This window comes from Oxalobacteraceae bacterium OTU3CINTB1, from assembly GCA_024123955.1.
In the GTDB taxonomy this organism is placed as follows: domain Bacteria; phylum Pseudomonadota; class Gammaproteobacteria; order Burkholderiales; family Burkholderiaceae_D; genus Rugamonas.
The window spans coordinates 5398819-5420864 of sequence record CP099652.1 but is presented as its reverse complement, the minus strand read 5'-3'; the positions used below and the strand labels follow the sequence as shown (position 1 = coordinate 5420864).

At 65.8% G+C, this 22046-nt stretch carries 20 protein-coding genes; 13 read left to right on the top strand and 7 right to left on the bottom strand.

The features are described from left to right. Positions 1–20 precede the first annotated feature (20 nt). Both NHH73_23385 and NHH73_23380 read right to left on the bottom strand, forming a co-directional pair. Positions 21–3194 carry a S8 family serine peptidase gene (locus NHH73_23385; protein USX25496.1) on the bottom strand — a complete coding sequence of 1058 codons (3174 nt, stop codon included), beginning with the start codon at positions 3192–3194 and terminating at the stop codon, positions 21–23. Between the two features lie 23 nt (positions 3195–3217). Beyond that, positions 3218–4024, bottom strand: coding sequence for a PEP-CTERM sorting domain-containing protein (locus NHH73_23380; GenBank protein ID USX25495.1), 807 nt, complete (start codon positions 4022–4024; stop codon positions 3218–3220). 478 nt (positions 4025–4502) lie between these two features. Between NHH73_23380 and gspG the strand changes: the two genes are divergently transcribed. The 11 genes from gspG (at position 4503) to NHH73_23325 (ending at position 14060) form a co-directional block, all read left to right on the top strand. After that, entirely contained in the window at positions 4503–4946 is a 444-nt protein-coding gene (gspG, locus tag NHH73_23375) for a type II secretion system major pseudopilin GspG (protein ID USX25494.1), read from the top strand. Between the two features lie 68 nt (positions 4947–5014). Continuing rightward, positions 5015–6211, top strand: a complete 1197-nt coding sequence (locus NHH73_23370) for a type II secretion system F family protein (GenBank protein USX25493.1) — start codon at positions 5015–5017, stop codon at positions 6209–6211. Then, positions 6208–7935, top strand: a complete 1728-nt coding sequence (locus NHH73_23365; GenBank protein USX25492.1) for a GspE/PulE family protein — start codon at positions 6208–6210, stop codon at positions 7933–7935. Before NHH73_23370 ends, NHH73_23365 begins: the two co-directional genes overlap by 4 nt. After that, positions 7928–8803 carry a hypothetical protein gene (locus NHH73_23360; GenBank protein ID USX25491.1) on the top strand — a complete coding sequence of 292 codons (876 nt, stop codon included), beginning with the start codon at positions 7928–7930 and terminating at the stop codon, positions 8801–8803. Before NHH73_23365 ends, NHH73_23360 begins: the two co-directional genes overlap by 8 nt. After that, complete coding sequence (locus tag NHH73_23355) at positions 8800–9351, top strand: hypothetical protein (GenBank protein ID USX25490.1); 552 nt, start codon at positions 8800–8802, stop codon at positions 9349–9351. Before NHH73_23360 ends, NHH73_23355 begins: the two co-directional genes overlap by 4 nt. Continuing rightward, positions 9336–9899, top strand: coding sequence for a hypothetical protein (locus NHH73_23350; GenBank protein USX25489.1), 564 nt, complete (start codon positions 9336–9338; stop codon positions 9897–9899). Before NHH73_23355 ends, NHH73_23350 begins: the two co-directional genes overlap by 16 nt. Then, positions 9896–10453: a hypothetical protein gene (locus tag NHH73_23345; GenBank protein USX25488.1), complete on the top strand. Its 558-nt coding sequence runs from the start codon at positions 9896–9898 to the stop codon at positions 10451–10453. Before NHH73_23350 ends, NHH73_23345 begins: the two co-directional genes overlap by 4 nt. Further along, positions 10453–12492, top strand: coding sequence for a general secretion pathway protein GspD (locus tag NHH73_23340; GenBank protein ID USX25487.1), 2040 nt, complete (start codon positions 10453–10455; stop codon positions 12490–12492). The genes NHH73_23345 and NHH73_23340 overlap by 1 nt, the downstream gene beginning before the upstream one ends. Positions 12493–12508: 16 nt before the next feature. After that, positions 12509–12979, top strand: coding sequence for a type II secretion system GspH family protein (locus NHH73_23335; protein USX29685.1), 471 nt, complete (start codon positions 12509–12511; stop codon positions 12977–12979). Further along, positions 12973–13353: a type II secretion system GspH family protein gene (locus tag NHH73_23330; GenBank protein ID USX25486.1), complete on the top strand. Its 381-nt coding sequence runs from the start codon at positions 12973–12975 to the stop codon at positions 13351–13353. The genes NHH73_23335 and NHH73_23330 overlap by 7 nt, the downstream gene beginning before the upstream one ends. Continuing rightward, a complete protein-coding gene (locus tag NHH73_23325; GenBank protein ID USX25485.1) occupies positions 13353–14060 on the top strand; it encodes a type II secretion system GspH family protein in 708 nt (235 codons plus the stop codon). The genes NHH73_23330 and NHH73_23325 overlap by 1 nt, the downstream gene beginning before the upstream one ends. 90 nt (positions 14061–14150) lie before the next feature. Here NHH73_23325 and murJ read toward each other — a convergent pair whose 3' ends face one another. Beyond that, positions 14151–15695 carry a murein biosynthesis integral membrane protein MurJ gene (murJ, locus tag NHH73_23320; protein USX25484.1) on the bottom strand — a complete coding sequence of 515 codons (1545 nt, stop codon included), beginning with the start codon at positions 15693–15695 and terminating at the stop codon, positions 14151–14153. Positions 15696–15887: 192 nt separating this feature from the next. On the opposite strand from murJ, the gene rpsT reads away from it, so the two are divergent. Next, positions 15888–16154, top strand: coding sequence for a 30S ribosomal protein S20 (rpsT, locus tag NHH73_23315; GenBank protein USX25483.1), 267 nt, complete (start codon positions 15888–15890; stop codon positions 16152–16154). A gap of 171 nt (positions 16155–16325) precedes the next feature. Here the strand turns inward: rpsT and NHH73_23310 are convergent, their stop codons facing one another. Continuing rightward, positions 16326–17495: an acyltransferase gene (locus NHH73_23310; protein USX25482.1), complete on the bottom strand. Its 1170-nt coding sequence runs from the start codon at positions 17493–17495 to the stop codon at positions 16326–16328. Positions 17496–17584: 89 nt separating this feature from the next. Then, positions 17585–18148 carry a pseudouridine synthase gene (locus NHH73_23305; GenBank protein USX25481.1) on the bottom strand — a complete coding sequence of 188 codons (564 nt, stop codon included), beginning with the start codon at positions 18146–18148 and terminating at the stop codon, positions 17585–17587. A gap of 210 nt (positions 18149–18358) precedes the next feature. Between NHH73_23305 and icd the strand changes: the two genes are divergently transcribed. Then, entirely contained in the window at positions 18359–19618 is a 1260-nt protein-coding gene (gene icd, locus NHH73_23300) for an NADP-dependent isocitrate dehydrogenase (GenBank protein USX25480.1), read from the top strand. Positions 19619–19792: 174 nt separating this feature from the next. Here the strand turns inward: icd and NHH73_23295 are convergent, their stop codons facing one another. Both NHH73_23295 and NHH73_23290 read right to left on the bottom strand, forming a co-directional pair. Continuing rightward, positions 19793–21613: a beta-lactamase family protein gene (locus NHH73_23295; GenBank protein USX25479.1), complete on the bottom strand. Its 1821-nt coding sequence runs from the start codon at positions 21611–21613 to the stop codon at positions 19793–19795. A gap of 120 nt (positions 21614–21733) precedes the next feature. After that, a complete protein-coding gene (locus NHH73_23290; protein USX25478.1) occupies positions 21734–21937 on the bottom strand; it encodes a cold-shock protein in 204 nt (67 codons plus the stop codon). Positions 21938–22046: the final 109 nt, after the last annotated feature.

Genomic DNA, 22046 nt, shown 5'->3' with positions numbered 1-22046 from the left:
CGCGAAGGCGCGCGATGCGCTTAGCGCGCGCTCAGCTTGCGGGTCTTGGCCGCGCCCTCGGCCAGCGGCACCGGATTGTTGGTCTCCACCAGCAAGGTGGTCGACGAGGCGACGGCGCCGTTCAGGTCGAGGTATTGCACCCCGCCGTAGTAGCGCTTGCCCGTCGCCAGGCCGCTCCAGCTGGCCGTGACCGTGGCCACGTTGCCCTCGTAGACCCGGCTAGGCACGGCCGCCTTCAGCGCGCCGGCCATGTCGCCACGGGTGACCACGGCCGACGACAGGTTGAAGTCGGTCGCGACGCCGTCGGCCGGCGCGTAGCCGACCACGCAGACGCGGTAGTTGCCGGCCGCCGGGCTGTTCAGACGCACCCACTCGGTGGAGCCGCCGCGCAGGCTGGCGCCGGCCACGCTGCCGTCCGGATTGAGCACCACCAGGTCGAGGTCGTCACCGCCGTTGGACGCGGTGTCGCGGTCGAACAGTTCGAACGCGGCGGCCACGGTGTTGGCGGGGATCGTCACCGGAATGGCGCGCACGCCGACCGTGTTGGCCACGCAGGCGGCGGCCACGTCGGCGGCCGTGTCGAGCGGCTCCAGGATGGCCGGCACCGTTTGCGTGGCGCCGCGGTTGACTTCCTTGAAGCCGCCGACGGCCGCGCCCATGCGGCCGTTGAAGCCGGCCAGTACGCTCAACAGCACGGTGCTGGAGGCGCGGGTGCTGGCCGTCAGCGCCGGCGATGAGATGGCCCGGCCGCTGCGCGCCGTCAACGGCACGCGCACCACGTGGTTGGCGTCGGTCCAGGTGACGTCGCCGTATTGCCACTCGTTGAACACGGCGTTGGTGCGGGTCAGCTTGACCGTGTAGCTGGCGCTGGCGTTGGGCGCCAAGGTCAGGGTGGCCGGCGTCAGCACGGTGGTGAAGCCCGGCAGGCTGGCGCTGCCGCTGTAGGTGGCGGCGCTGGTGCCGACGTTGGTGACGGTGCGGGTGACCTCGACCGTGCCGAGCGCGTTGTTGACGGTGATCGACGGCAGGTTCAGGTTGTAGCCGATGATCGAGCCTTCGGTGCACTCGTTGCTGAAGCCGGCGCCGCACTGGTAGCGCTTGTAGTCGCGCGCGCCCAGCTCGTAGACCAGGCCCGGGTCGCTGGCGCCCTTGGCGTTGTAGGCGCGGCCGTCGGCCGGATGCGGCACGGTCCCGTATGGATTGATGTGGCCGGCGCCCTGGGCCCACGGCAGCACACCCTGCTGCAGCGCTGCCAGGCCGTCGGGGAAGGTCGGCGTGGCGCTGGTCATCAGCGCCGACTTGATCGCCGCCGGCGACCAGGTCGGATGCAGTTGCTTGAGCAGCGCGGCCACGCCGGCCACGTGCGGCGACGACATCGACGTGCCCTGGTACAGCGCCCAGGCCGGTTTCGGCGTCAGGGTGCCGTTGACGACGTCGGCGCGCTGGGCCGCGGTCAGCTCCGGCGTGACGCCGGCCAGGATGTCGACGCCGGGGGCGGTGACGTCCGGTTTGAGCACGTTGCCGTCGTAGCGGTTCGGGCCGCGCGACGAGAAGCTGGCCGACACCGGCGCGTTCTGGACGATCACGTTGCTGAACACGCTCAGCGCGGCGACCGCGTTTTGCGCCGCCGCATACGCCTTGATGGCGTCGCCGTCGGGCTTGGTCACGTGCACCGTCGGCACCGAATGGACCTCGGCCACCAGGCCCGAACCGTTATCGACCATGATCATGCCGACGCCGCCGGCCTGCTTGACGGCCAGGCTCTTGTCGACGCGGGCGTTGGTGCCGCGCACGCAGGTGACGACCTTGCCGGCCACCTTGGCCGGGTCGAGCGTCGGGGCGCCGTTGCTGCCGACGCTGTAGCACAGGCGCGCCTCGGCGGCGCTGGCGCCGGCGCGCACCGCGTCTTCGGAGCGGATCAGCGCGGTGTTGGGCAGGGCATGGTTGTTGAGCGAGACGCCCTTGTAGCTGGCGCCGTTGCCCAGCGTGACGGTGCCCTGGAACACGCGGTTGTTGACGGCGGCGGCGATCGTGGCCAGCCACGGGCTGACGTGGTTGACCTCGTTGGCGGGGCCGTCGTTGCCGGCCGAGGCGGCCACGAACACGCCGGCGTTGGTCGCGTGCAGGAAGGCTTGTTCGACGGCGTCGTTGATGACGGTGCCGCCGCTGATCGAGTAGTTCAGCACGTCGACGCCGTCGGTGACGGCCTGTTCGACGGCGGCCACCGCGTCCGCGCCCCAGCAGCTGTTCTTGCCGCCGGTCGGGTCGGTCGTGTCGTTGAAGGTCCAGCAAATCTTGTACGAGGCGATGCGCGCGCGCGGGGCGATGCCCGAGGTCTGGCCCATCTGGATGTTGTCGCCCAGGGTGGCCGTCACGCCGTTGTTGCCGGCCGACGTGGTCGAGGTGTGGGTGCCGTGGCCGCCGTGGCCGACGGTGCCGCCGATCGAATCGCGCGGCGAGACGAACTCGGTCCAGTGCAGCTGGCGGCCGCTGGCCTTGAAGCCGTCGATGAAGTAGCGCGCGCCGATCAGCTTGTTGTTGCAATGGCCCGCAGTGAAGCCTTCGCCGGTGTCGCAGCCGCCCTGCCAGCCGGGCAGCGGAGTGTAGGCCAGCGTGCCGCTGTTGTCGAAGGTCGGCTTGCCGTTGGCGTCGACGCGGTCGGCGTAGGACGGGCTCTCGGGCCAGATGCCGCCGTCGATGATGCCGACCACGATGCCTTCGCCGGCGCCTTCCTTGCCGCCGAGTTGGCTCCACAGGCCGTTGGCGCCGTCCAGGCCGAGGAAGGTGGGGGTGTAATTGGTCAGCATCTGGCGCGGGGTGTCGGCGGTGATGTTAGCCACGGCGCTGTTGGCCTTGAGCGCGCGCACCTCGTCGTCGGTGAGCATGGCCGAGAAGCCGTTGAGCACCACCTTGTAGTCGTACAGCATCGGCGCGCCGGCCACGACCGCCTTGACCGATTGCTGCTTTTGGATCAGGTAGCCGCTATAGGCCTGGGCGGCGCCGGTGTTGAGGTCGAGCCGCGCGCCGGCGGCCGGCTTGGTGGCGGCGATGCCGGCCACGCCGCCGGTATAGGACGAGAGCGGCTTGTCGGCCAGTTGCACGATGTACGGACGGCGCGTGTCGTCGGCGTGCGCGGCCAGGCTCAGGCCGGAGAGCAGCAGCAGGACCGCTGCGGAAACAGGGCGTAATTTCATTGTGTTATTCCTCGATGGGTGGCTCAGACGGCGGGTGTCGATGCTGCGGCTAGCTTGCGGCGGCGCGCGGCGCCGGCCACGCCGAGCAGGCCGGCGCCCATCATCAGCCAGGTCGACGGCTCGGGTACGGGCGCGGCCACCAGCGAGGTGGTGATGTTGTCGATGGCGAACTGGCCGCGGCCGGTGCTGAAGGCCGAGCAATCGCCGTTGGCGTCGCAGACGAAGGCGAAGAAGGCCAGGCTGGTGAACTGGGCGTTGCTGAACAGCGACGACGAGGTGTAGCTGCCGAACTCGAAGCCTTCGCTGCCGGGCGCGTAGAACGCGTAGTCTTCATACACGGTGCTGTTGTCGGCGCGGAAGCCCTGCACGCGCAGGAAGCCCGGCGTTGGCGGGTAGTCGTAGGCGTTCGAGCCGAGGAAGGCGGCGTCGAACGATTTCAGGCCGAACGTGGCGCCCGGGGCGGTGCTGGTCAGTTCGAGGTAGCCATCGTTGATGATGGTCGCATAGTTGCCGCTGCTGGCCGGGCACTGCAGAAAGCCGCACGCGGCGACCGAATCGGTGCCGTCGATGATGGCGCCGACCGCGTCGCCCGCTTGCGCTTGGGCGTCGTTGGAGTAGAAGCCGGCGTTGAAGCCCTGGCCGACGATGGCGTCCTGATGGGTCAGGCCCACCGGCGGCAGGCCCTCGAAGTCGATGGTGACGTCGGCGGCGTGGGCGGACGACAGCGCGGCCATGGTCAGGCCGGCGAAGATGGTTGCACGGACCAATTGTGTCAGTCGGAGGCTCGACGCGGCGCGTGGCGCATCGGTGGGGAACGAGCTGCGTTTCATGGATCTACCCTTTTGTGAGTGAAGCGACGATGACGTTGATGCCCCTTGACGCGCCGGGACAAGCGTGTGCTCCCGTCTGCGCGGGAGATGTCAAGAAGTGTAGCAACGGCGACAATAAAAAGGCGAAAAGTTTAGGAATGAAAATTCGGGTAACTAGCATTTTTGCAGTGGGAAATTCGGTTTCCGCTGGGAGCGGCGTTGAACCGTTATTGTTATTGCCTGTGAATAATTTGCAACATTGTTGAGGAAGCACAGAGAACATGCGCGCGGCCGCCGTGTTTTACGGTAGAGTATTGAGCCCCCAAAACGGGCCGGCGCGCGGCCGCCCCGGGGCGCGCGGTCGCCGGGTGGACCGCGCGTCCGAAGAAAAGATTGTATGACTGGCAAAGCGCATGGTAGCCTTTGGTAGCGCTGAGGGCGCCGTCGCGGCGCCCGGCACGCGGCGGACTGTTTCGGGTGGATTTAAGGAGTTGGTCGGATGGAAGTGGCGAAGAATCGCGGTTGGACGGCGGCCCGCAAGGCCGGCGGCTTCACGTTGTTGGAATTGCTGGTGGTGATCGTCATCATCGGCCTGTTGGCGGCCTATGTCGGCCCCAAATATTTCGCCCAGCTGGGCAAGTCCGAGGTGACCATCGCCAAGGCGCAGATCGACGCGTTCGAAAAATCGCTCGACACCTACCGCCTCGACGTTGGCCGCTATCCGACCACCGAAGAGGGGCTGGGCGCCCTGGTGGTGGCGCCGGCCACGGCGGGCGCCAAGTGGAACGGCCCGTACCTGAAGAAGGGCGTGCCGCCCGATCCGTGGGGCCATCCTTACCAGTACAAGGCGCCCGGCACCAAGGCCGAGTTCGAGATCACCTCGCTGGGACGCGACGGCCAGCCCGGCGGCACCGGCGAGGACGCCGAGATCAGCTCGCAATAACGCAGCCAGCGTCCGGATTCACGCCACCCCGCGCGCCACCGCCACCGTCAACGAAAGCCGCATTCGCCATGCAGTTCGATGTCCGCACCTTGTCGGCCGATATGGTCATCGCCCATCTGTTGATCGATGGCCGCGATGAGGCCGACGCGCGCCGCCAGGTCGAGGCGCGCGGCCTCTTCGTCAGCGCCATCGCGCCGGCGCGCGGCGGCCTGACCGGCCGCGGCCGCGCCGGCAAGCGCCCGGCGCTGTCCCTGGTGCTGTTCAGCCAGGAGTTGCTGGCGCTGCTGACGGCCGGCCTGGGCATCGTCGAGGGACTCGAGGCGCTGCTGGAAAAAGAGGCCAATCCGGCCACGCGCGGGGTGCTCGAACGGCTGCTGGCCGGCCTGCGCGAGGGCCAGCGCTTTTCGGCCGTGCTGGCCGAGCAGCCGGAACTGTTCCCGCCGCTGTACATCGGCATCGTCAAGGCGGCCGAGGGCACGTCCGACCTGCCGCGCTCGCTGTCGCGCTTTATCGACTACCAGCAGCGCATCGACCTGGTGCGCGGCAAGCTGGTGTCGGCCGCCATTTATCCGTGCATCCTGCTGCTCGTCGGCGGCGGCGTCAGCCTGTTTTTGATCGGCTACGTGGTGCCGCGCTTCGCCGAGGTCTACCAGGGCGCCGGGCGCGACCTGCCATGGCTGTCGCAGCAGATGCTCAACTGGGGCCAGTTCGCCAGCCAGCACACGGTGCTGCTGTTGGGCGGCATCGCGGCGGCGCTGGCGGCGCTGGCGCTGACGGTGCGCCACCTGATGGGCAGCGGCGGCATCGTCCGCCTGCTCAGCCGCCTGCCGGGCATCGGCGAGCGCGTGCGCATCTACGAATTGTCGCGGCTGTACCTGACCCTGGGCATGCTCAGCGAGGGCGGCATCACCATCGTCCACGCCATCGAGACGGTGCAGGGCATGGTCTCGGCCGGCATCCGCCAGAACCTGCAGGCGGCGCGCGCGTCCATCGAGGCGGGCCTGCCGCTGTCGACCGCCTTCGAGGCCAATCAACTGACCACGCCGATCTCGCTGCGCATGCTGCGCGTGGGCGAGCGCACCGGCGACATGGGGCCGATGCTGACGCAGTCGGCGGCCTTCTACGACGGCGAGATCACCCGCTGGATCGACCGTTTCACCCGCACCTTCGAACCGCTGCTAATGGCCGCCATCGGCTTGATCGTCGGCGCCATCGTGGTGCTGCTTTATATGCCGATCTTCGATCTGGCCGGAGACATGTCATGACGGCCCAGGCCATTCCCGTTGATACCGGCGTCCCGGTTTCCCCCGTGCCGGCCCTCGACACCGCGCTGGTGGCGCGCGCGCGCCATCTGCGCCAGCAATCGAAACGCACCTTGGTCGAGGAGCTCGAAGCGCTCAGTGGCATGGAGCCGCGCCTGGTGGTGCAAGCGTTGGCGCAGCCGTTCGGCATGACGGTGCTGGAGACGGTCGACATGCTGGCCTTCGTGCCGGCCTTCGACCTGCTGCCGCTGTCGCAGGCGATGGCGCGCCACTGCGTGCTGCTGCGCGGCTTCGACGGCGTGGTGGTGGGCGTGATCGCCGATCCGTTCGACCTCGATCTGCAAACCTGGCTCGGCACGCAGGCGCGCGCCACGCCGCACGCGCCGCTGCCGGTGCGCCTGGCGCTGCAGGCCGACATCCAGGCCTATTTGTCCAAGCAGGAGGAATCGGCGCGCGCCACCGACTCGCTGCTGCCCGGCGCCAGCGAGGGCCGGCGCGACGGCAAGACCGCCGCCGTGCTGTCGTTCGCTTCGGTGTCGGAGGCGGCCAGTCCGGCGGTCCGGCTGGTCAACTCCACCTTGTACGATGCCTTGAAGGCCGGCGCCTCCGACATCCACCTCGAGAGCACCTCCGGCGGCCTGGCCGTCAAGTACCGGGTCGACGGCGTGCTCGATCACGCCACCGCCGTCAACGGCATCGAGGTCGCCGAACAAATCATCTCGCGCCTGAAGGTGCTGGCCGAACTCGATATCGCCGAGCGCCGCGTACCGCAGGACGGCAGCTTCCGGGTCGAGGCCAACGGCCGCGAGATCGATCTGCGCGTGTCCATCATGCCGAGCATCCACGGCGAGGACGCCGTCATCCGTATCCTCGACAAGCGCGCCATGATCGAGGCCTACGGTTCGCTGACCCTGGAGGCGCTGGGCTTCGACGCGCCGTCGCTGGCGACCTTGCGGGTGCTGGCGCAGGAGGCCTACGGCATGCTGCTGGTGACCGGGCCGACCGGCTCGGGCAAGACCACCACCTTGTACGCGGCACTGACCGAGATCCACAACGGCCGCGAAAAGATCATCACCATCGAGGACCCGGTCGAGTACCAGCTGCCGGGCATCCTGCAGATTCCCGTCAACGAGAAGAAGGGCCTGACCTTCGCCAAGGGACTGCGCTCGATCCTGCGCCACGATCCGGACAAGATCATGGTGGGCGAGATCCGCGACCGCGAGACGGCGGAAATCGCCGTGCAGTCGGCACTGACGGGCCACCTGGTGCTCACCACCGTGCACGCCAATAACGTGTTCGACGTGTTCGGCCGCTTCACCCACATGGGCATCGATCCGTATGCCTTCGTGTCGGCGCTGAACGGCATCTGGGCGCAGCGCCTGGTGCGCATCAACTGCCCGCACTGCGCGGTGGACTACACGCCGGACGACCACGAACTGGCCAGCGTCGGCCTGCGCCGCGCCGATGTCCATGACTACCGCTTCATGCAGGGACCGGGCTGCGGCGATTGCCGGGGCACCGGCTACAAGGGGCGGCGCTCGATCGCCGAAATCCTGACCCTGAACGACGAGATCCGCGAGCTGATCGTCGACAAGCGGCCGATCCGCCAGATCAAGCAGGCGGCCTACGACAACGGCACGCGCAGCCTGCGCCAGGCCGCGCTGGAACTGGTCAAGCGCGGCGGCACCACTTTGGGCGAAATCAAACGGGTGACCTTGCATGCTTAGAGCCGTCGGACAATCGTTGCGCATCGGCGTGGCCGGCCACGCCGTCAGCCTGGTGCGCGTGAGCCGCTGGCGCGGAGAGCGATTTACCGTGCTGGCGGAGCACGCGTTCGCGCCATCGGCCGCGCATCCGTTCGACGCCATCGCCAACGCCTTGCGCGCGCTTTTGGGCGAGCAGGACGTGGGCGGCTGGCCCGCCAGCATCGTGCTGGCCGAGGAATTGACGCGCATGTGGCGCGTCACGCCGCCGCCCGGCGCCACGCGCCTGGACGACATGGAGGCGGCGGCCGGCCTGCGCTTCCAGTCGCTGTACGGCGAGGCGCCGTCGGCCTGGAAGATAGCGGCCGACTGGAACACCACCGAGCCGTTCTTCGCCGCCGCCATGCCGCGCGCGCTGCTGGCGGTGCTGGAGCTGGTGGCGACGGAATTCAAACTGTCCATCGTCGGTGTCGAGCCGCATTTCGTCAGCGCGTGGAACCGTTGGCGGCGCGGCATCAAGCGGGGCGCCTGGTTTGGCCTGCTGCACGACAATCTGCTGACGTTGGCGGCGATCGAAACCGGCAACGGCAAAGGGCCGCAGGCGATGCGCGCGATCCGCGCGCTGCCGGTGCCGCCCGGCGCCGATGCGGCATGGCTGACGCAGACCTTGAAGCGCGAGGCGCTGCTGCTCGATATGCCGCCGCCGGAACTGCTGCAGCTGTGCGGCGCAGCATCGGCCAGCGCGGCCAGCACGGCCGGCGTCGCCGCGTGGACGCGCGCCGCCGCCAGCGCCTCGCAGATTCCATGCGAGGCGCTCGATCAGGCGCAGCAGGCCGGCGGCGCCGGGCTGTCGACGGCGGCGCTGCTGGCGCGCGGCGGGAGCGTGGCATGACCAAGAACGCGATGCACATCGACTTCGCGCCGCGCAGCCTGCGCCGCACCTTGTTCCACACGCACCCGGCGCTGCTGGCGCTGGGCGCCGCCGGACTGCTGCTGTGCGTGGGCGCGGCCCTCGGCGGCTGGAAGCTGGTCGGGCAACAGCGCGAGCGCGAACAGCAACTGCGCCATATCCAGCAGCGCGCGGCGGCCATGTCGGCGCGCCCGGTGGAGGTGGCGCGGGTGGTGATACCGGAAGGGCAGGCTGCCTTCGTCAACGGCGCCATCCTGCAATTGAACCTGCCATGGCGCGAGCTGCAGGACGCCGTGGCCGCCGCCACGCCGCGCAACGTGGCGCTGGTGGCGATGGAGCCGGACCCGCGCAAGCAGGTGCTCAAGATCACCGCAGAAACCAGGACCAGCGACGATATGGTGGCCTACGTGGCGGAACTCAAGCAGCAGGAAACCTTCAGCGGCGTGGTGCTGACGCGCCACGAGATCAACGACCAGGACCCGTTGCGGCCCTTGCGCTTCCAGCTGGAGGCCACATGGATCACACGTTGAACGCTGCGAGCATCCGCGTGCTGGCGCTGCGCGCGCGTCTGGCCCTGCTGCGTCTCGGCGCGCCGGCTTGCGTGGCCATCGCCTTGTGCGCGGCCGGCGTGGCGGCGTGGGCGTGGCTGCTGCCGCAGCGCGCGGCGCAGGCGAAGGTGATGGCCAAGCCGTTGCCGGCGCCGTCGTCGCTGGTGACCGCGCCGCCGCCGCCATCGGCCAACCAGAACCTGGCCGATTTCTACCAGGTGCTGGGCGAGAAGCGATACGCGGAGCAGCAGGTCAAGGTGCTGTTCGACCTGGCCGCGAAATCCAATTTGGTGCTGAGCCAGGGCGAGTATAAATCGGCCTACGACAAGGCTAGCCGCGTCAGCACCTATCAGATTATCCTGCCGGTCAAGGGGCCGTACCAGGCGATCTGGCAGTTCGCCATGCAGGGGTTGCGCGAGATGCCGTTTGCCTCGCTGGACGAAATCGGCTTCCGCCGCGATACCATCGCCGAGGCGACGGTGGAGGCGCGTCTGCGCTTCACGCTGTACCTCAAGGACGGCGAACCATGAAGCCTTATCACATCGCGATGGGCGTGGCGCTGGCCGGTGCCGCCGCACTGGTGATCTTCGGCGATAACACGCCGGCGTCGGACATCGCCGAGCCGGTTGCGCGCTCCGCCAAGGCGCCGGGCGCGGTGGCCGCGGCACCCGTCGAGCGCTCCGGCAAGGACGGTAAGGCCGCGGCGGACGCGATGATCCTGCGGCTGGTGCCCCGCGCGGCGTTGGTCGGCGATTCGGCCGACGCCAGCTTCGGCGCCGGCGAGGGTGTGTTCCTGGGCCAGAACTGGAATCCGCCACCGCCGCCACCGCCGTCGCAGTCGCAATCGAACGCGCCGCCACCGCCGCCGATGGCGCCCCCCGTTCCCTTTAATTACTTCGGCAAAGCCGTCGCCGACGGCCAGTGGGAAGTCTATCTGGCGCGCGGCGACAAGACCTATGTGGTGCGCAACAAGACCGTGATCGATGGCGCCTACCGCGTCGACCGGATCGCGCCGCCGCTGATGACCGTGACCTATCTGCCTTTGAACCAGGTACAACAGATTAATATTGGAGCATTCGACTGATGGCTAGTCATCTGAACACATGGCGCCGCCGCGCCGCGCTGCCCGCCATGCTGGCGATCGCCGTCGGCGTGAGCGGCTGCGCCGGACAAATGGCCTTCCGCGAAGCCAACCAGCTGGTCGCCAAGGACCAGGTGGAAGCGGGCCTGCTCAAGTACCAGGAGGCGGTTCGGGCCGAACCGGGCAACGCCGAGTACCGCACCGCCTATCTGATGGCGCGCGACCGCGCCGCCCAGCGCCTGCTGGAGCAGTCCGAGCGCCAGTTGTCGGAAGGCCGTCCCGATCTGGCGGAGCAGGGCTTCCGCCGCGTGCTGGGATTGGACCAGATGAACGAGCGCGCGCGCAGCGGCCTGCGCGCGATAGAACGCGACAGCCGCCAGGACAAACTGCTGGCCGCCGCCATCGAGCACGCGAACAAGAAGGAATACGATCTGGCCAAGCTGCGCCTCAACGCGCTGCTGACCGAGACGCCGTCGAACGAGAAGGCGCGGCTGCTGCTGCGCGAAGTGACCGAGAAAAGCGCGCAGCCGGTGGTGGAGTCGGGGTTGGCGAAGTCGTACAAGCAGCCGATCACGATCGAGTTCCGCGACGCCCCGCTGAAGCAGGTGTTCGAGGTGATCGCGCGCCGCTCCGGCCTGAACTTCGTGTTCGACAAGGACGTCAAGACCGACCAGCGCACCACCGTCATGCTGAAGAACAGCACCGTCGAATCGGCGATCTACTTCCTGCTGCTGACCAATCAGCTGGAGCAGCAGGTCATGGACGCCAACACGATCCTGATCTACCCGAACGTGGCGGCCAAGCTGAAGGAATACCAGGAGATGACGGTCAAGACCTTCTTCCTGGCGAATGCCGAAGCCAAGCTGGTGGCCAATACGCTCAAGACCATCCTCAAGTCGCGCGACGTGGTGGTTGATGAAAAACTCAATCTGCTGATCGTGCGCGACAACCCGGAGGCGATCCGCCTGGCCGAACGCCTGATCGCGGTGCAGGACGCGCCCGAGGCGGAGGTGATGCTGGAGGTGGAGATCCTGGAGGTCAAGCGCGGCACGCTGATGAACCTCGGCGTGGAGTGGCCGACCAGCGTGGGATTGACGCCGCTGTCGACCGCCGGCGGCACCGGCATCACCTTGCGCGACCTGCGCCGCCTGAATTCGGACACCATCGGAGTGAGCGGCATTTCCGCCGCCATCAACGCCAACAAGACCGATACCGATTCCAACCTGCTGGCCAATCCGCGCATCCGCGTGCGCAACAAGGAAAAGGCCAAGATCGTCATCGGCGACAAGCTGCCGGTGATCACGGCGACGGTATCGTCGGGCATCGGCGGCTTCGCCAGCGACAACGTCACCTACGTCGATGTCGGCCTGACGCTCAACGTCGAACCGACCATCTATTTGAATAACGAGGTGGCGATCCGCGTGCAGCTGGAAGTGAGCAACCTGACCAACACCATCACCACCCGCAACGGCGGCACCGCCTACCAGATCGGCACGCGCCAGGCCACCACCATGCTGCAGTTGAAGGATGGCGAGAACCAGGTGCTGGCGGGCCTGATCAACAACGAGGAGCGCGGCACCGCCAGCAAGCTGCCCGGCGCCGGCGACCTGCCGATCATCGGTCGTCTGTTCGGTAGCAAGCGTGACGACAACCAGAAGACCGAGATCGTGCTGTCGATCACGCCGCGCCTGATCCGCAACGTGCAGCGGCCGGAGGCCAGCGCTTCCGAATTCTCGGCCGGCACGGAGGCCAGCTTCCGCCGCCGTCCGGACCTGACCGTGCGCACGCCGGTGCAGTTGCCGGCCCCGCCGGGCGCATCGTCGGCGCCACCGGCGCCAGCTGCGCCCGCCGCGCCAACCAACCCGGCCAACGCGCCGGCGCCGGCCGAAGCGCAGGGCGCGACCACACAGGCGATCCTGCCGCCGCCGGTGCAGGCCATGCCGCTGTCGACCGGCCAGCCGGCGCCGCTGCCGCCGACGCAAGGGGTGCAGCCGCAACCGGTACAACCGGCGGTCGAAATCTCGCCGTCGCCGCAGCAGTGACGCCAGGGTGGCAATGATGCGCGCGCGCGGTTTCACGCTGATCGAGTTGCTGGTGACCTTGACCATCCTCGGCCTGCTCAGCGTACTGGTGATACCGACCGCGCAGGTGGTGGTGCAGCGCCGCCAAGAGCAGGACCTGCGCGAGGCGCTGCATCAGATCCGCCAGGGCATCGACGCCTACAAGCTGGCTTACGACCAGGGCCGCATCACCAAGTCGCTAACCTCGACCGGTTATCCGAAGACGCTGGAGCTGCTGGTCGAGGGCGTGCCGGATCTGCAAAATCCCAAGCAGGCGAAGATCTACTTCCTGCGCCGCGTCCCGCGCGATCCGTTCAATTCCGACACCACGCTGAGCGAGTCGCAATCCTGGGGCAAGCGCAGTTACGCCAGCGAAGCGGACCAGCCGAAAGAGGGCGAGGATGTCTACGATGTGTTCAGCACGAGCGAGAAGAGCGGCCTGAATGGCGTTCCGTACAATAAATGGTGACCATGAAGACCAAAGGTTTTACGCTGATCGAGCTGTTGGTGGTGCTGGGCATCGTCGCCCTGATGCTGACGCTCGCGGTGCCGCGCTACTTCCCCAGCATCGACAAGTCGAAGGAAGTGGTGTTGGCCGATAACCTGCGCAATGTGCGCAACGTGATCGACCAGTACTACGGCGACACGGGCCGCTATCCCGACTCGCTGGAGCAGCTGGTGGAGAAAAAATACCTGCGCGCGTTGCCGGTCGATCCGGTCACCGACAGCGAAACGACATGGGTCATCATTCCGCCGGAAGACGGCGCCAAGGGCGGCGTCTACAACATCAAGAGCGGCGCGCCCGGCAACGACCGTAGCGGCAAGCCTTACGCCGACTGGTGATGCGGCGGCCGGTCAAGCGCCGCAACGGCGGCTTCACTTATCTGAGCCTGATCATCCTGGTGGCGATCATCGGTTTGGTGTCCGCGTCGGCGCTGAAACTGGGATCGGTGCTGCAGCGGAGCAGGGCCGAGCAGGAACTGCTCGATATCGGCGCCGCCTTCAGCGACGCGCTGCAAAGCTATGCCAACGCCACGCCCGCCGGCTTTCCGCCGCAGCCGCCGTCGTTGAAGGAGCTGCTCAAGGACCCGCGCTTTCCGACCGTGCGGCGCCACCTGCGCAAGGTGTTTGTCGATCCGATGACGGGCAAGGCGGAATGGGGCATCACCTACCTGGGCGACAAGGCCGGCGTGCTGGCGGTGTACAGTTTGTCGGATGCGAAGCCGGTCAAGATCGGTAACTTCCCGCAGCGGTTCCAGGGCCTGGCCGGCAAGCAGAAAATCTCGGAGTGGCGCTTCGCCGCGACCGGCGGCACGCTGCCGGTGCCGGGACAGAACCAGCAGCCCGGCGCGGTGGAAGTGAAACCCGGCACGCCCATGCCCGGAGGCCTGCTCACCCCGATTCCGCCGGCGCCGCCAGCTCCTCCGGCGCAGCCACCGCAGCCGGAGCCCGAACCGGCTCCGCCGCCAGAGCCTTCGCCAGAGCCGGCGGAGGAAAAGCCTGCAATGGAGCCGCAGCCGGAGCCGCCGGTCGAGCCGGCGCAGCGCTGACCCCACGCACCCTTTTGGCGAAACGCCGGCGTCACCACCAAGGGTCGGACCCGGCGGGGTCCGACCCCGGTTGGCCGTGCGGGTTCGCGCCTAGCGCGCCGTGCGTTTGAAATCCCGGAACCGGAACCCCATCGCCATCAGCGCGCCGAAATACACCAGCGCCGACACGCCAATCACCGCGAACAGCGCAGCGATGCGCAACAGCGTCTGATGCGCCATCCCCGTCCAATCGACCTGCGCCGCGCTGTACCACGCCGTCGCCCCCATCAGCGCGCAGGCGATCACCAGCTTGGCGAAAAACAGCAGCCAGCCCGGCTTGGGCGTGTAGATGCCGCGCCGGCGCAGGCCGGTAAACAGCAAGCCCGCGTTCAGGCAGGCGCCCAGGCTGATCGACAGCGCCAGTCCCGCCACTGCCAGCCGCGGTACGAAAACCATGTTCATCAGCTGCGTGGCAACCAGCACGCCGACCGCGATGCGCACCGGCGTGCGGATGTCCTGCCGCGCGAAGAAGGCCGGCGCCAGGATCTTGACCAGGATGATGCCGAGCAGGCCGACGCTGTAGGCGATCAGCGGCTGGGCCGACGCGTGCGCCGCCGCCGCCGTGAAGGCGCCGTTCTGGAACAGGGTGGAAATCAGCGGCACGGCCAGGGTGGCCAAGCCCACGGCGGCCGGCATCGCCAGCAAAAAGGTCAGCCGCAAGCCCCAATCGAGCAGCGATGAATATTCCTCCGTGTCGCCGCCGACGTTTGCCTTGGACAGGCTGGGCAGCAAAATCGTTCCCAGGGCCACACCCAGCATGGCGGTCGGGAATTCCATCAGGCGGTCGGCGTAGGTCAGGAAGGAGATGCTGCCTTCGGCCAGGTTGGAGGCGATGCTGGTATTGATCAGCAGGCTGATTTGCGCGGCGGCGACGGCGAACACCGCCGGCCCCATTTTTTTCAGCACGCGGCGCACGCCCTCGTCGCGCAGTCCCGACAGCGGATTGAGCGAGATGCGCGGCAGCATGCGGATCTTCAGCAGCGCCGGGATCTGGATCGCGACCTGCAGCAGGCCGCCGACGAAAACCGCGATCGCCATCGCGTAGATGGGCCGCTCGAGGTGCTGCTGCAAAAACAGCGACGCCAGGATGGACGCGATATTGAGCAACACTGGCGTGAAGGCCGGAATCTTGAACTGGCTCCAGGTATTCAAGATACCGCCGGCCAGCGCCACGAACGACATGAAGGCGATATACGGGAACATCAAACGCGTCATCCACACGGCGGCGTCGAAATCGTCCGGCTGCAGGCCGCTGGCGACCAGCATCAACAGCAGCGGGGCGCCGATGATGCCCAGCGCGCTGATGACGACGGTGGCCCAGACCAGGGTGGTGCCGACATGGTCGGCCAGATTGCGCGTGTCTTCCCCGGTCTGCTTGTTCTTGTATTCGGATAAAATGGGCACGAACGCTTGCGAGAACGCGCCCTCGGCAAACAGCCGGCGCAACAGGTTGGGGATGCGGAAGGCGACGTTGTAGGCATCGGTCATGCCCCCGGCGCCGAAGGCCCGGGCGATGAGGATTTCGCGCAATAATCCGGTGATACGGGACAGCATGGTCATGCTGCTCAGGGCGGCTAGAGTTTTTAGCAAGTTCATGGGGCATGATTATAGTTGCTCCCGCCGAAAAAGATCGCTATAATCGCAGGCTGTACAGAATTCTGTTACGCAGACACTAATGTTTGGCAGGCAGCAGTTTGACTCACATGGTTCGGCAGACGCTACTGAACGCACCTGTTTGACAAACAATAATGTTTGCAAACGCACCTTTACCCTGATTTAGGAAATTCCATGGCAAATACCGCACAAGCGCGCAAACGTGCTCGTCAAGCAGTCAAGCAAAACGCTCACAACTCGTCCCAGCGCTCGACCCTGCGCACCGCTATCAAAGCAGTGCGTAAGGCGATCCAGGGCGGCGACAAAGCTGCTGCGACCGCAATCTTCCAATCGTCCGTGTCGAAAATCGACAGCATTGCGGACAAGAAGATCATCCACAAAAACAAGGCAGCTCGTCACAAGAGCCGTCTGGCAGCTGCCCTGAAGGCACTGTCCGCTTAATTCCCCTCACCGGGAGTCCAAGCAGAAACCCGCGCTGACTTCGGTCGGCGCGGGTTTTTTCGTTTGTGGCGAGGGAATAGCTGGGGACTGGATGATGACGGGATGGGGGGGCGGGTAGCGAGGTCCGCCGGACCAGGCCGGCGGACGCGGGCGTTTGCCCGCTGCGAAGACTCAGGCGGCCAGCTTCGGCTTAAACCGAAGCAGCACTTGTTTGCCCATCTGTATGCCCTTCTTTTCCACCGAATTGAACAGCATCCAGCCGATCGCATAGCTGATCGGCAGGGCGATCGCGATGACGATGCCGAAGCGCACCACGCCCGGCAGTTGCACATAGGCGGCCTGGCGTGCCAGCACGCCGGCCACCGGCAGCACAACCAGCAAATGCACCAGGTAGACGCTGTACGAGGTCTCGCCGAGGAACATGGCGACGCGGTTGGACAGCAGCTTGCGCAGGCCGATGGTGGCGCCGGCCAGTGCGTTGCTGCCGGGGAGGGTGCCGTTATTCATCAGATAGAACATGCCGACGACCAGGACCACGCGGGCCACGGCAACCTGGCTGCGTTCGAGGTAAAGCCACATCATCGCCAGGCCGACCCCGGCCAGCAAGCCGATATGCATGGTGCGTTCGGCGCGCGCCTGCGCGATCCACATGCCGATCAGGAACACGTAAAACTTGATGGCGAGGAAGGCCGGCATCGGGAAAGAGTGGAAGTAATCGCGGAAGAACAGGCGGATGGCCAGGCAGATGCCGATCAGCAGGCCGCTGGCGATGATCGGCGACAGGCGCGCCATGACGATCATGATGAACGGGAAAAACAGGTAGAACTGCATTTCCAGGCCGATCGACCAGTCCGGCAACGCCGTGCGGAACGCATAGGTCGGCGAGAACCCGAACAGGAAGCTCAGGTGCATGACGATGTTGGTGAAGCTCTGGTCGAAATAGCGTTCCGGCGCGGTGGTGGTCGACGGCCACACTAGTGCGATGGACTCGCGGAAATGACCCATCTGCGGACCGACCACCAGCGCCACCACCAATACGATGTAATACAGCGGCGCGATGCGGAAGAAGCGGCGCACCCAGAATTGTCCGATGGTGCGCGACGATTCCCAAGGTTCGGTCTGCTTGCGGGCGATATAGTTATGCGCCATCAAAAAACCGGACAGCAGCATGAACAGGTCGACGGCCAGTTCGCCCCATGACAGTAGCGGGATGTCGCGCAGGCCGGTGAGGATTTGAATGTGGGACAGCAGGACCCACATGGCGGCCAACCCGCGCAAGCCGTCCAGCCAAGGCAAGTTGCCCTGGTTTTGCCCTGTGGCCAGGGCGGATTGGTTGATCATTTAGTTACCTATTGACTATGTTTGTGGAAGGCACAACCTTCCGCCTACACAGCATATCACTTTTACATCATTTTCGCCGTTCCGTTCACTCAGTCGTTGGTCAGCTCCGATGGCTGCACCGGCATCGATTCGCCTGGCATCAGCGGGTGGCTCGCCAGCGAGATGGCGCCGATGGCGGTGCGCACCAGCCGCAAGGTCGGCAGCCCGACCGCCGCCGTCATGCGCCTGACCTGGCGGTTCTTTCCCTCTTGTAACGTGATCGCCAGCCAGCTGGTCGGCTGTCCGGCGCGTTCGCGGATCGGCGGAGTGCGCGGCCACAGCCACTCCGGCTCGGCGATCCGGACCGCCTTGCAGGGTTTGGTGACGAAATCGCCCAGGTCGATCGGCGCCTGCAACTTGGCCAGGCTGCCGGCGTCGGCCACGCCTTCGACCTGCACCAGGTACACCTTGGCCTCCTTGTGGTCCGGATGGGCAATCTGGTGCTGCAGCTTGCCGTCGTCGGTCAGCAGCATCAAGCCTTCGCTGTCGGCGTCGAGGCGGCCGGCCGGGTAGATGTTGGGGATCTTCAGATAGTCGGCCAGGGTGGCCTTGTCGTCCTGCGGCGAGAACTGGCACAGCACCTGGAAAGGTTTATTAAATAGAATGAGGGGCATGCTTGTGTGAGGATGGAATTGGTGTAGGCTTGAAGGCCGGTGTCGTAAAATCGTAGCGCCCACTAAAATACTGGTGCATAATGCAAAACGCCTGTCTTATGTCTTATAGAAGACCTAGGTATTTGTACTAACTTGGCAATAAAACAAAGAATCCTTGCCCCGGTAGCAGTATTGTATGCCGCTTGCCGAGCGTCCATTTCGGAGAACACGATGTACCAACATATCAACGTACCCGCCGACGGCCAGAAAATCACCGTCAACGCCGATTTTTCCCTGAATGTACCAGATAACCCGATCGTGCCCTACATCGAAGGCGACGGCACCGGCGCGGACATCACCCCGGTCATGCTCAAGGTGGTCGATGCGGCGGTGGCCAAGTCCTACGGCGGCAAGCGCAAGATCAACTGGATGGAAATTTTTGCCGGCGAAAAGTCGACCACCGTGTACGGCCCCGACGTGTGGCTGCCGGAGGAGACCCTGGCGGCGGTGAAGGAGTACGTGGTGTCGATCAAGGGCCCGCTGACGACGCCGGTCGGCGGCGGCATCCGCTCGCTCAACGTGGCGCTGCGCCAGCAGTTGGACCTGTACGTTTGCCTGCGCCCGGTGCGTTACTTCACCGGCGTGCCGTCGCCGGTCAAAGAGCCTGAGAAAACCAACATGGTCATCTTCCGCGAGAACTCGGAAGACATCTATGCCGGTATCGAATACCAGCAGGGTTCGGAAGGCGCCAAGAAACTGCTGGACTTCCTGGTCAAGGAAATGGGCGTGACCAAGATCCGCTTCCCGGAAACGTCGGGCCTGGGCATCAAGCCGGTGTCGATCGAAGGCACGCAGCGCCTGGTGCGCAAGGCGATCCAGTACGCGATCGACAACGACAAGCCGTCGGTGACCATCGTCCACAAAGGCAACATTATGAAGTACACCGAGGGTGGCTTCCGTGACTGGGCGTACGAGCTGGCGCTGAAGGAATTCGGCGCGGAGCTGATCGACGGCGGCCCTTGGTGCAAGGTGAAGAATCCGAAGACCGGGCGCGACATCACGATCAAGGATTCGATCGCCGACGCCTTCCTGCAGCAGATCTTGCTGCGTCCGGCGGAATACAGCGTGATCGCCACGTTGAACCTCAACGGCGACTACATCTCGGACGCGCTGGCGGCCCAGGTGGGCGGCATCGGCATCGCGCCGGGCGCCAACCTGTCGGATTCGGTGGCGATGTTCGAAGCGACGCACGGCACAGCGCCTAAATATGCGGGCAAGGACTATGTGAATCCGGGTTCGCTGATCCTGTCGGCCGAGATGATGCTGCGCCACATGGGCTGGACCGAAGCGGCCGACTTGATCATCAAGTCGATGGAAAAAGCCATCGACTCGAAGAAGGTCACCTACGACTTCGCGCGCCTGATGGAAGGCGCGACGCAGGTATCGTGCTCCGGCTTCGGCGAAGTGATGATCGAGCAGATGCAGGACTAGTCTGTAATACTCCGGGGTCAGGTCCACCATTTCTACACGGGCCCGACCTTGGGGCGTGGGCGACGGCTATTTCACATGCGCGTATCGCCCAAATCTGCTTTTCGGGAAACGATTTTCACCAAATAGATCAGCACGTGTAGAAATGGTGGACCTGACCCCGGAGTTGCTTTTGGTTTATTTCCAGAGCATGAAGGGCAGCATGCCCCACGCGGCCAGCACCAGCATGCATTGCAGGCTTGCGATCAGCGCCAGCGTATCGCCGACATGTCGCTGCCCACCGCGCCACTGCATCGCCAGTCCCGCCATCAACGTTAGCGGCAACGCCGCCGTGACCACCGCCAGCATGCCGCTGGCCATCGTCAATTCCCCCATCCGCAAGAACGACTGCATGTAAAACAGCGGCGCGGGCAGCGCCAGCGCAAGCACACCCATCAACGGCGCGAACAACGGATCGCGGGTCCGCAGCCGCCGTCGCAGCAGCCGCCAGCAACCGACAGTCACAATATAGGCCAGCCCCGGCAGACCGATCCCCAGGCTCAGCCACAGGCCTGTGAACAGCACCATGTCGGCCTTGGCGTAGTTGCGGATGCCGTCGGTGACGATGCGCCGGCCGTCGTCGCCAACCAGCATCGCGTGCGTGTTGTCCAGGCGGCCGGCCTGCGTGAACAAGTGGCCGCCGGTCGGCGTCAATACCGTCGGCTCGCCCTGGAACGGCGCCAGCCGCACGACGCCACCCTCCCGGCCCACCCGCACGAAGTTGAAGACGATGTCGGTCCAGGCCAGGTTGCTGACCCTGTGCATCGCCGGCACGTAAATTCCCAGCCAGTCGCCGATGTCGCCGGCTGGCGTGGCGGGCTTGACCGCAGGCGCGGCCGGCTGGAGATGCAGCTTGTAGATCAGCAATTTATTGAAGCGGTCGTAGTTCGCCGTTTCGCTGTCCGTGTTCATGGCAACAAAGAACGCCTTGCGCTGCGCCGGATAGACGCACAGCATGGCGTTGAAGCCCACCGAGGTGCCGGGATGGCAGTAGCCAAGCTGGCCATGGCGGTCGCGGCCGACCAGCGCGTGGCCGTGGCCGGTCGTCAAGCCGGCCCGCACGGCCTCGGTGCCGCTGGGCGTGCCCAGTTGCGCCATCAGCTTGGGGTCGATGAAGGGGCGGCCGTCGATGGCGCCGTCGCCCATCAGGAAGACGGCGAAACGCGCCATGTCGGCGGCGGTGGTGGTGAGCCGATCAGCCGAGGGCAGGTAGCCGCGCACGGCGGGCTGCGTGACGCCGCGCTCGAAGTGGCCCATCGCCAAACGCGGGTCCGCCTCCGGCCCGGTCTGGGTGACGAAGCCAAAGGTGCTGTCGCGCATCCCCAACGGTTGCAGCAATTGCGCGTCCAGATAGCGGTCGTAGCGCTGGCCGCTGACCGTTTCGATGATCATGCCGAGCAGCGCGTAGCCGATGTTGGAATAGGCGAAGCGGCTGCCCGGCCGCGCTTGCACGGTCAGCAGCGCGGGATCGGATGCGTTGGCGAAGGCGGCGCCGAGCGGCGTGTCGGCCCGGGCCGACAGGCTGAAGATGTGCCACAGCCGGAAGTTTTCCAGCCCCGCCGTGTGCGAGAGCAAATGCCGCACGCGGATCGGGTCGGTGTCCTGCCAGTGGTTGGTGAACGACAATGCCGGCAGCAACGTGGCGACCGGCGTGTCGAGCGACAGCTTGCCTTCGGTGATCAGGCGCAGCACGCCAGCGGCCACCGCCACCTTGGCGACCGAGCCGACCTGCACGCGGTTGTCGGCGCGCATCACGGCGCCGCTGGCGGCGTTGGCCAGCCCGGCGGCGCCGGCCAGCGCGCCGGCCTCGGGCGTGACGGTGACCCAAACGGCGCCGGTCAGTTGTTCTTGCTGCAGAGTGCGTTGTATTTCCGTCGCCAGCGACGGCGCGGCGCGGCCCGGCATCGGGATCGACAGCACCACCAGGGCAGCCATCGCCAGCGTTATCAGATGAGTCATAGGGGGAGAGGGGAACGTCGGACTTCTACAACACTTTCGTTTGGCTATCCGTGGCCCGGGCCGGCCGCTGGACGAAAAAAAACCCCGCAGACGGGGTTTTTCACATCTGTGCCGTGTAACTTAGGCAGCTTGGATGTTGGAAGCTTGCTTGCCTTTAGGGCCTTGCGTGACTTCGAATTGAACTTTTTGACCTTCTTTGAGGGTCTTGAAACCGTTCATGTTGATTGCGGAGAAGTGAGCGAACAAATCCTCGCCGCCGTCATCTGGAGTGATGAAGCCAAAACCTTTGGAATCATTGAACCACTTAACTGTACCTGTTGCCATAAAAAGAACTTTCAAAATTAAAACGGATCACACGAGCCATAAAAGCAAGAAGCTTCTTGCCCCCTCCTCACGCCTCACTTCTTATCAACATGTACATTTCTGCACGAAG

Coding starts and splice junctions, on each gene's coding strand:
- NHH73_23385 (USX25496.1), bottom strand. CDS start 3,194: ATGAAATTACGCCCTGTTTCCGCAGCGGTCCTGCTGCTGCTCTCCGGC.
- NHH73_23380 (USX25495.1), bottom strand. CDS start 4,024: ATGAAACGCAGCTCGTTCCCCACCGATGCGCCACGCGCCGCGTCGAGC.
- gspG (USX25494.1), top strand. CDS start 4,503: ATGGAAGTGGCGAAGAATCGCGGTTGGACGGCGGCCCGCAAGGCCGGC.
- NHH73_23370 (USX25493.1), top strand. CDS start 5,015: ATGCAGTTCGATGTCCGCACCTTGTCGGCCGATATGGTCATCGCCCAT.
- NHH73_23365 (USX25492.1), top strand. CDS start 6,208: ATGACGGCCCAGGCCATTCCCGTTGATACCGGCGTCCCGGTTTCCCCC.
- NHH73_23360 (USX25491.1), top strand. CDS start 7,928: ATGCTTAGAGCCGTCGGACAATCGTTGCGCATCGGCGTGGCCGGCCAC.
- NHH73_23355 (USX25490.1), top strand. CDS start 8,800: ATGACCAAGAACGCGATGCACATCGACTTCGCGCCGCGCAGCCTGCGC.
- NHH73_23350 (USX25489.1), top strand. CDS start 9,336: ATGGATCACACGTTGAACGCTGCGAGCATCCGCGTGCTGGCGCTGCGC.
- NHH73_23345 (USX25488.1), top strand. CDS start 9,896: ATGAAGCCTTATCACATCGCGATGGGCGTGGCGCTGGCCGGTGCCGCC.
- NHH73_23340 (USX25487.1), top strand. CDS start 10,453: ATGGCTAGTCATCTGAACACATGGCGCCGCCGCGCCGCGCTGCCCGCC.
- NHH73_23335 (USX29685.1), top strand. CDS start 12,509: ATGCGCGCGCGCGGTTTCACGCTGATCGAGTTGCTGGTGACCTTGACC.
- NHH73_23330 (USX25486.1), top strand. CDS start 12,973: ATGGTGACCATGAAGACCAAAGGTTTTACGCTGATCGAGCTGTTGGTG.
- NHH73_23325 (USX25485.1), top strand. CDS start 13,353: ATGCGGCGGCCGGTCAAGCGCCGCAACGGCGGCTTCACTTATCTGAGC.
- murJ (USX25484.1), bottom strand. CDS start 15,695: ATGAACTTGCTAAAAACTCTAGCCGCCCTGAGCAGCATGACCATGCTG.
- rpsT (USX25483.1), top strand. CDS start 15,888: ATGGCAAATACCGCACAAGCGCGCAAACGTGCTCGTCAAGCAGTCAAG.
- NHH73_23310 (USX25482.1), bottom strand. CDS start 17,495: ATGATCAACCAATCCGCCCTGGCCACAGGGCAAAACCAGGGCAACTTG.
- NHH73_23305 (USX25481.1), bottom strand. CDS start 18,148: ATGCCCCTCATTCTATTTAATAAACCTTTCCAGGTGCTGTGCCAGTTC.
- icd (USX25480.1), top strand. CDS start 18,359: ATGTACCAACATATCAACGTACCCGCCGACGGCCAGAAAATCACCGTC.
- NHH73_23295 (USX25479.1), bottom strand. CDS start 21,613: ATGACTCATCTGATAACGCTGGCGATGGCTGCCCTGGTGGTGCTGTCG.
- NHH73_23290 (USX25478.1), bottom strand. CDS start 21,937: ATGGCAACAGGTACAGTTAAGTGGTTCAATGATTCCAAAGGTTTTGGC.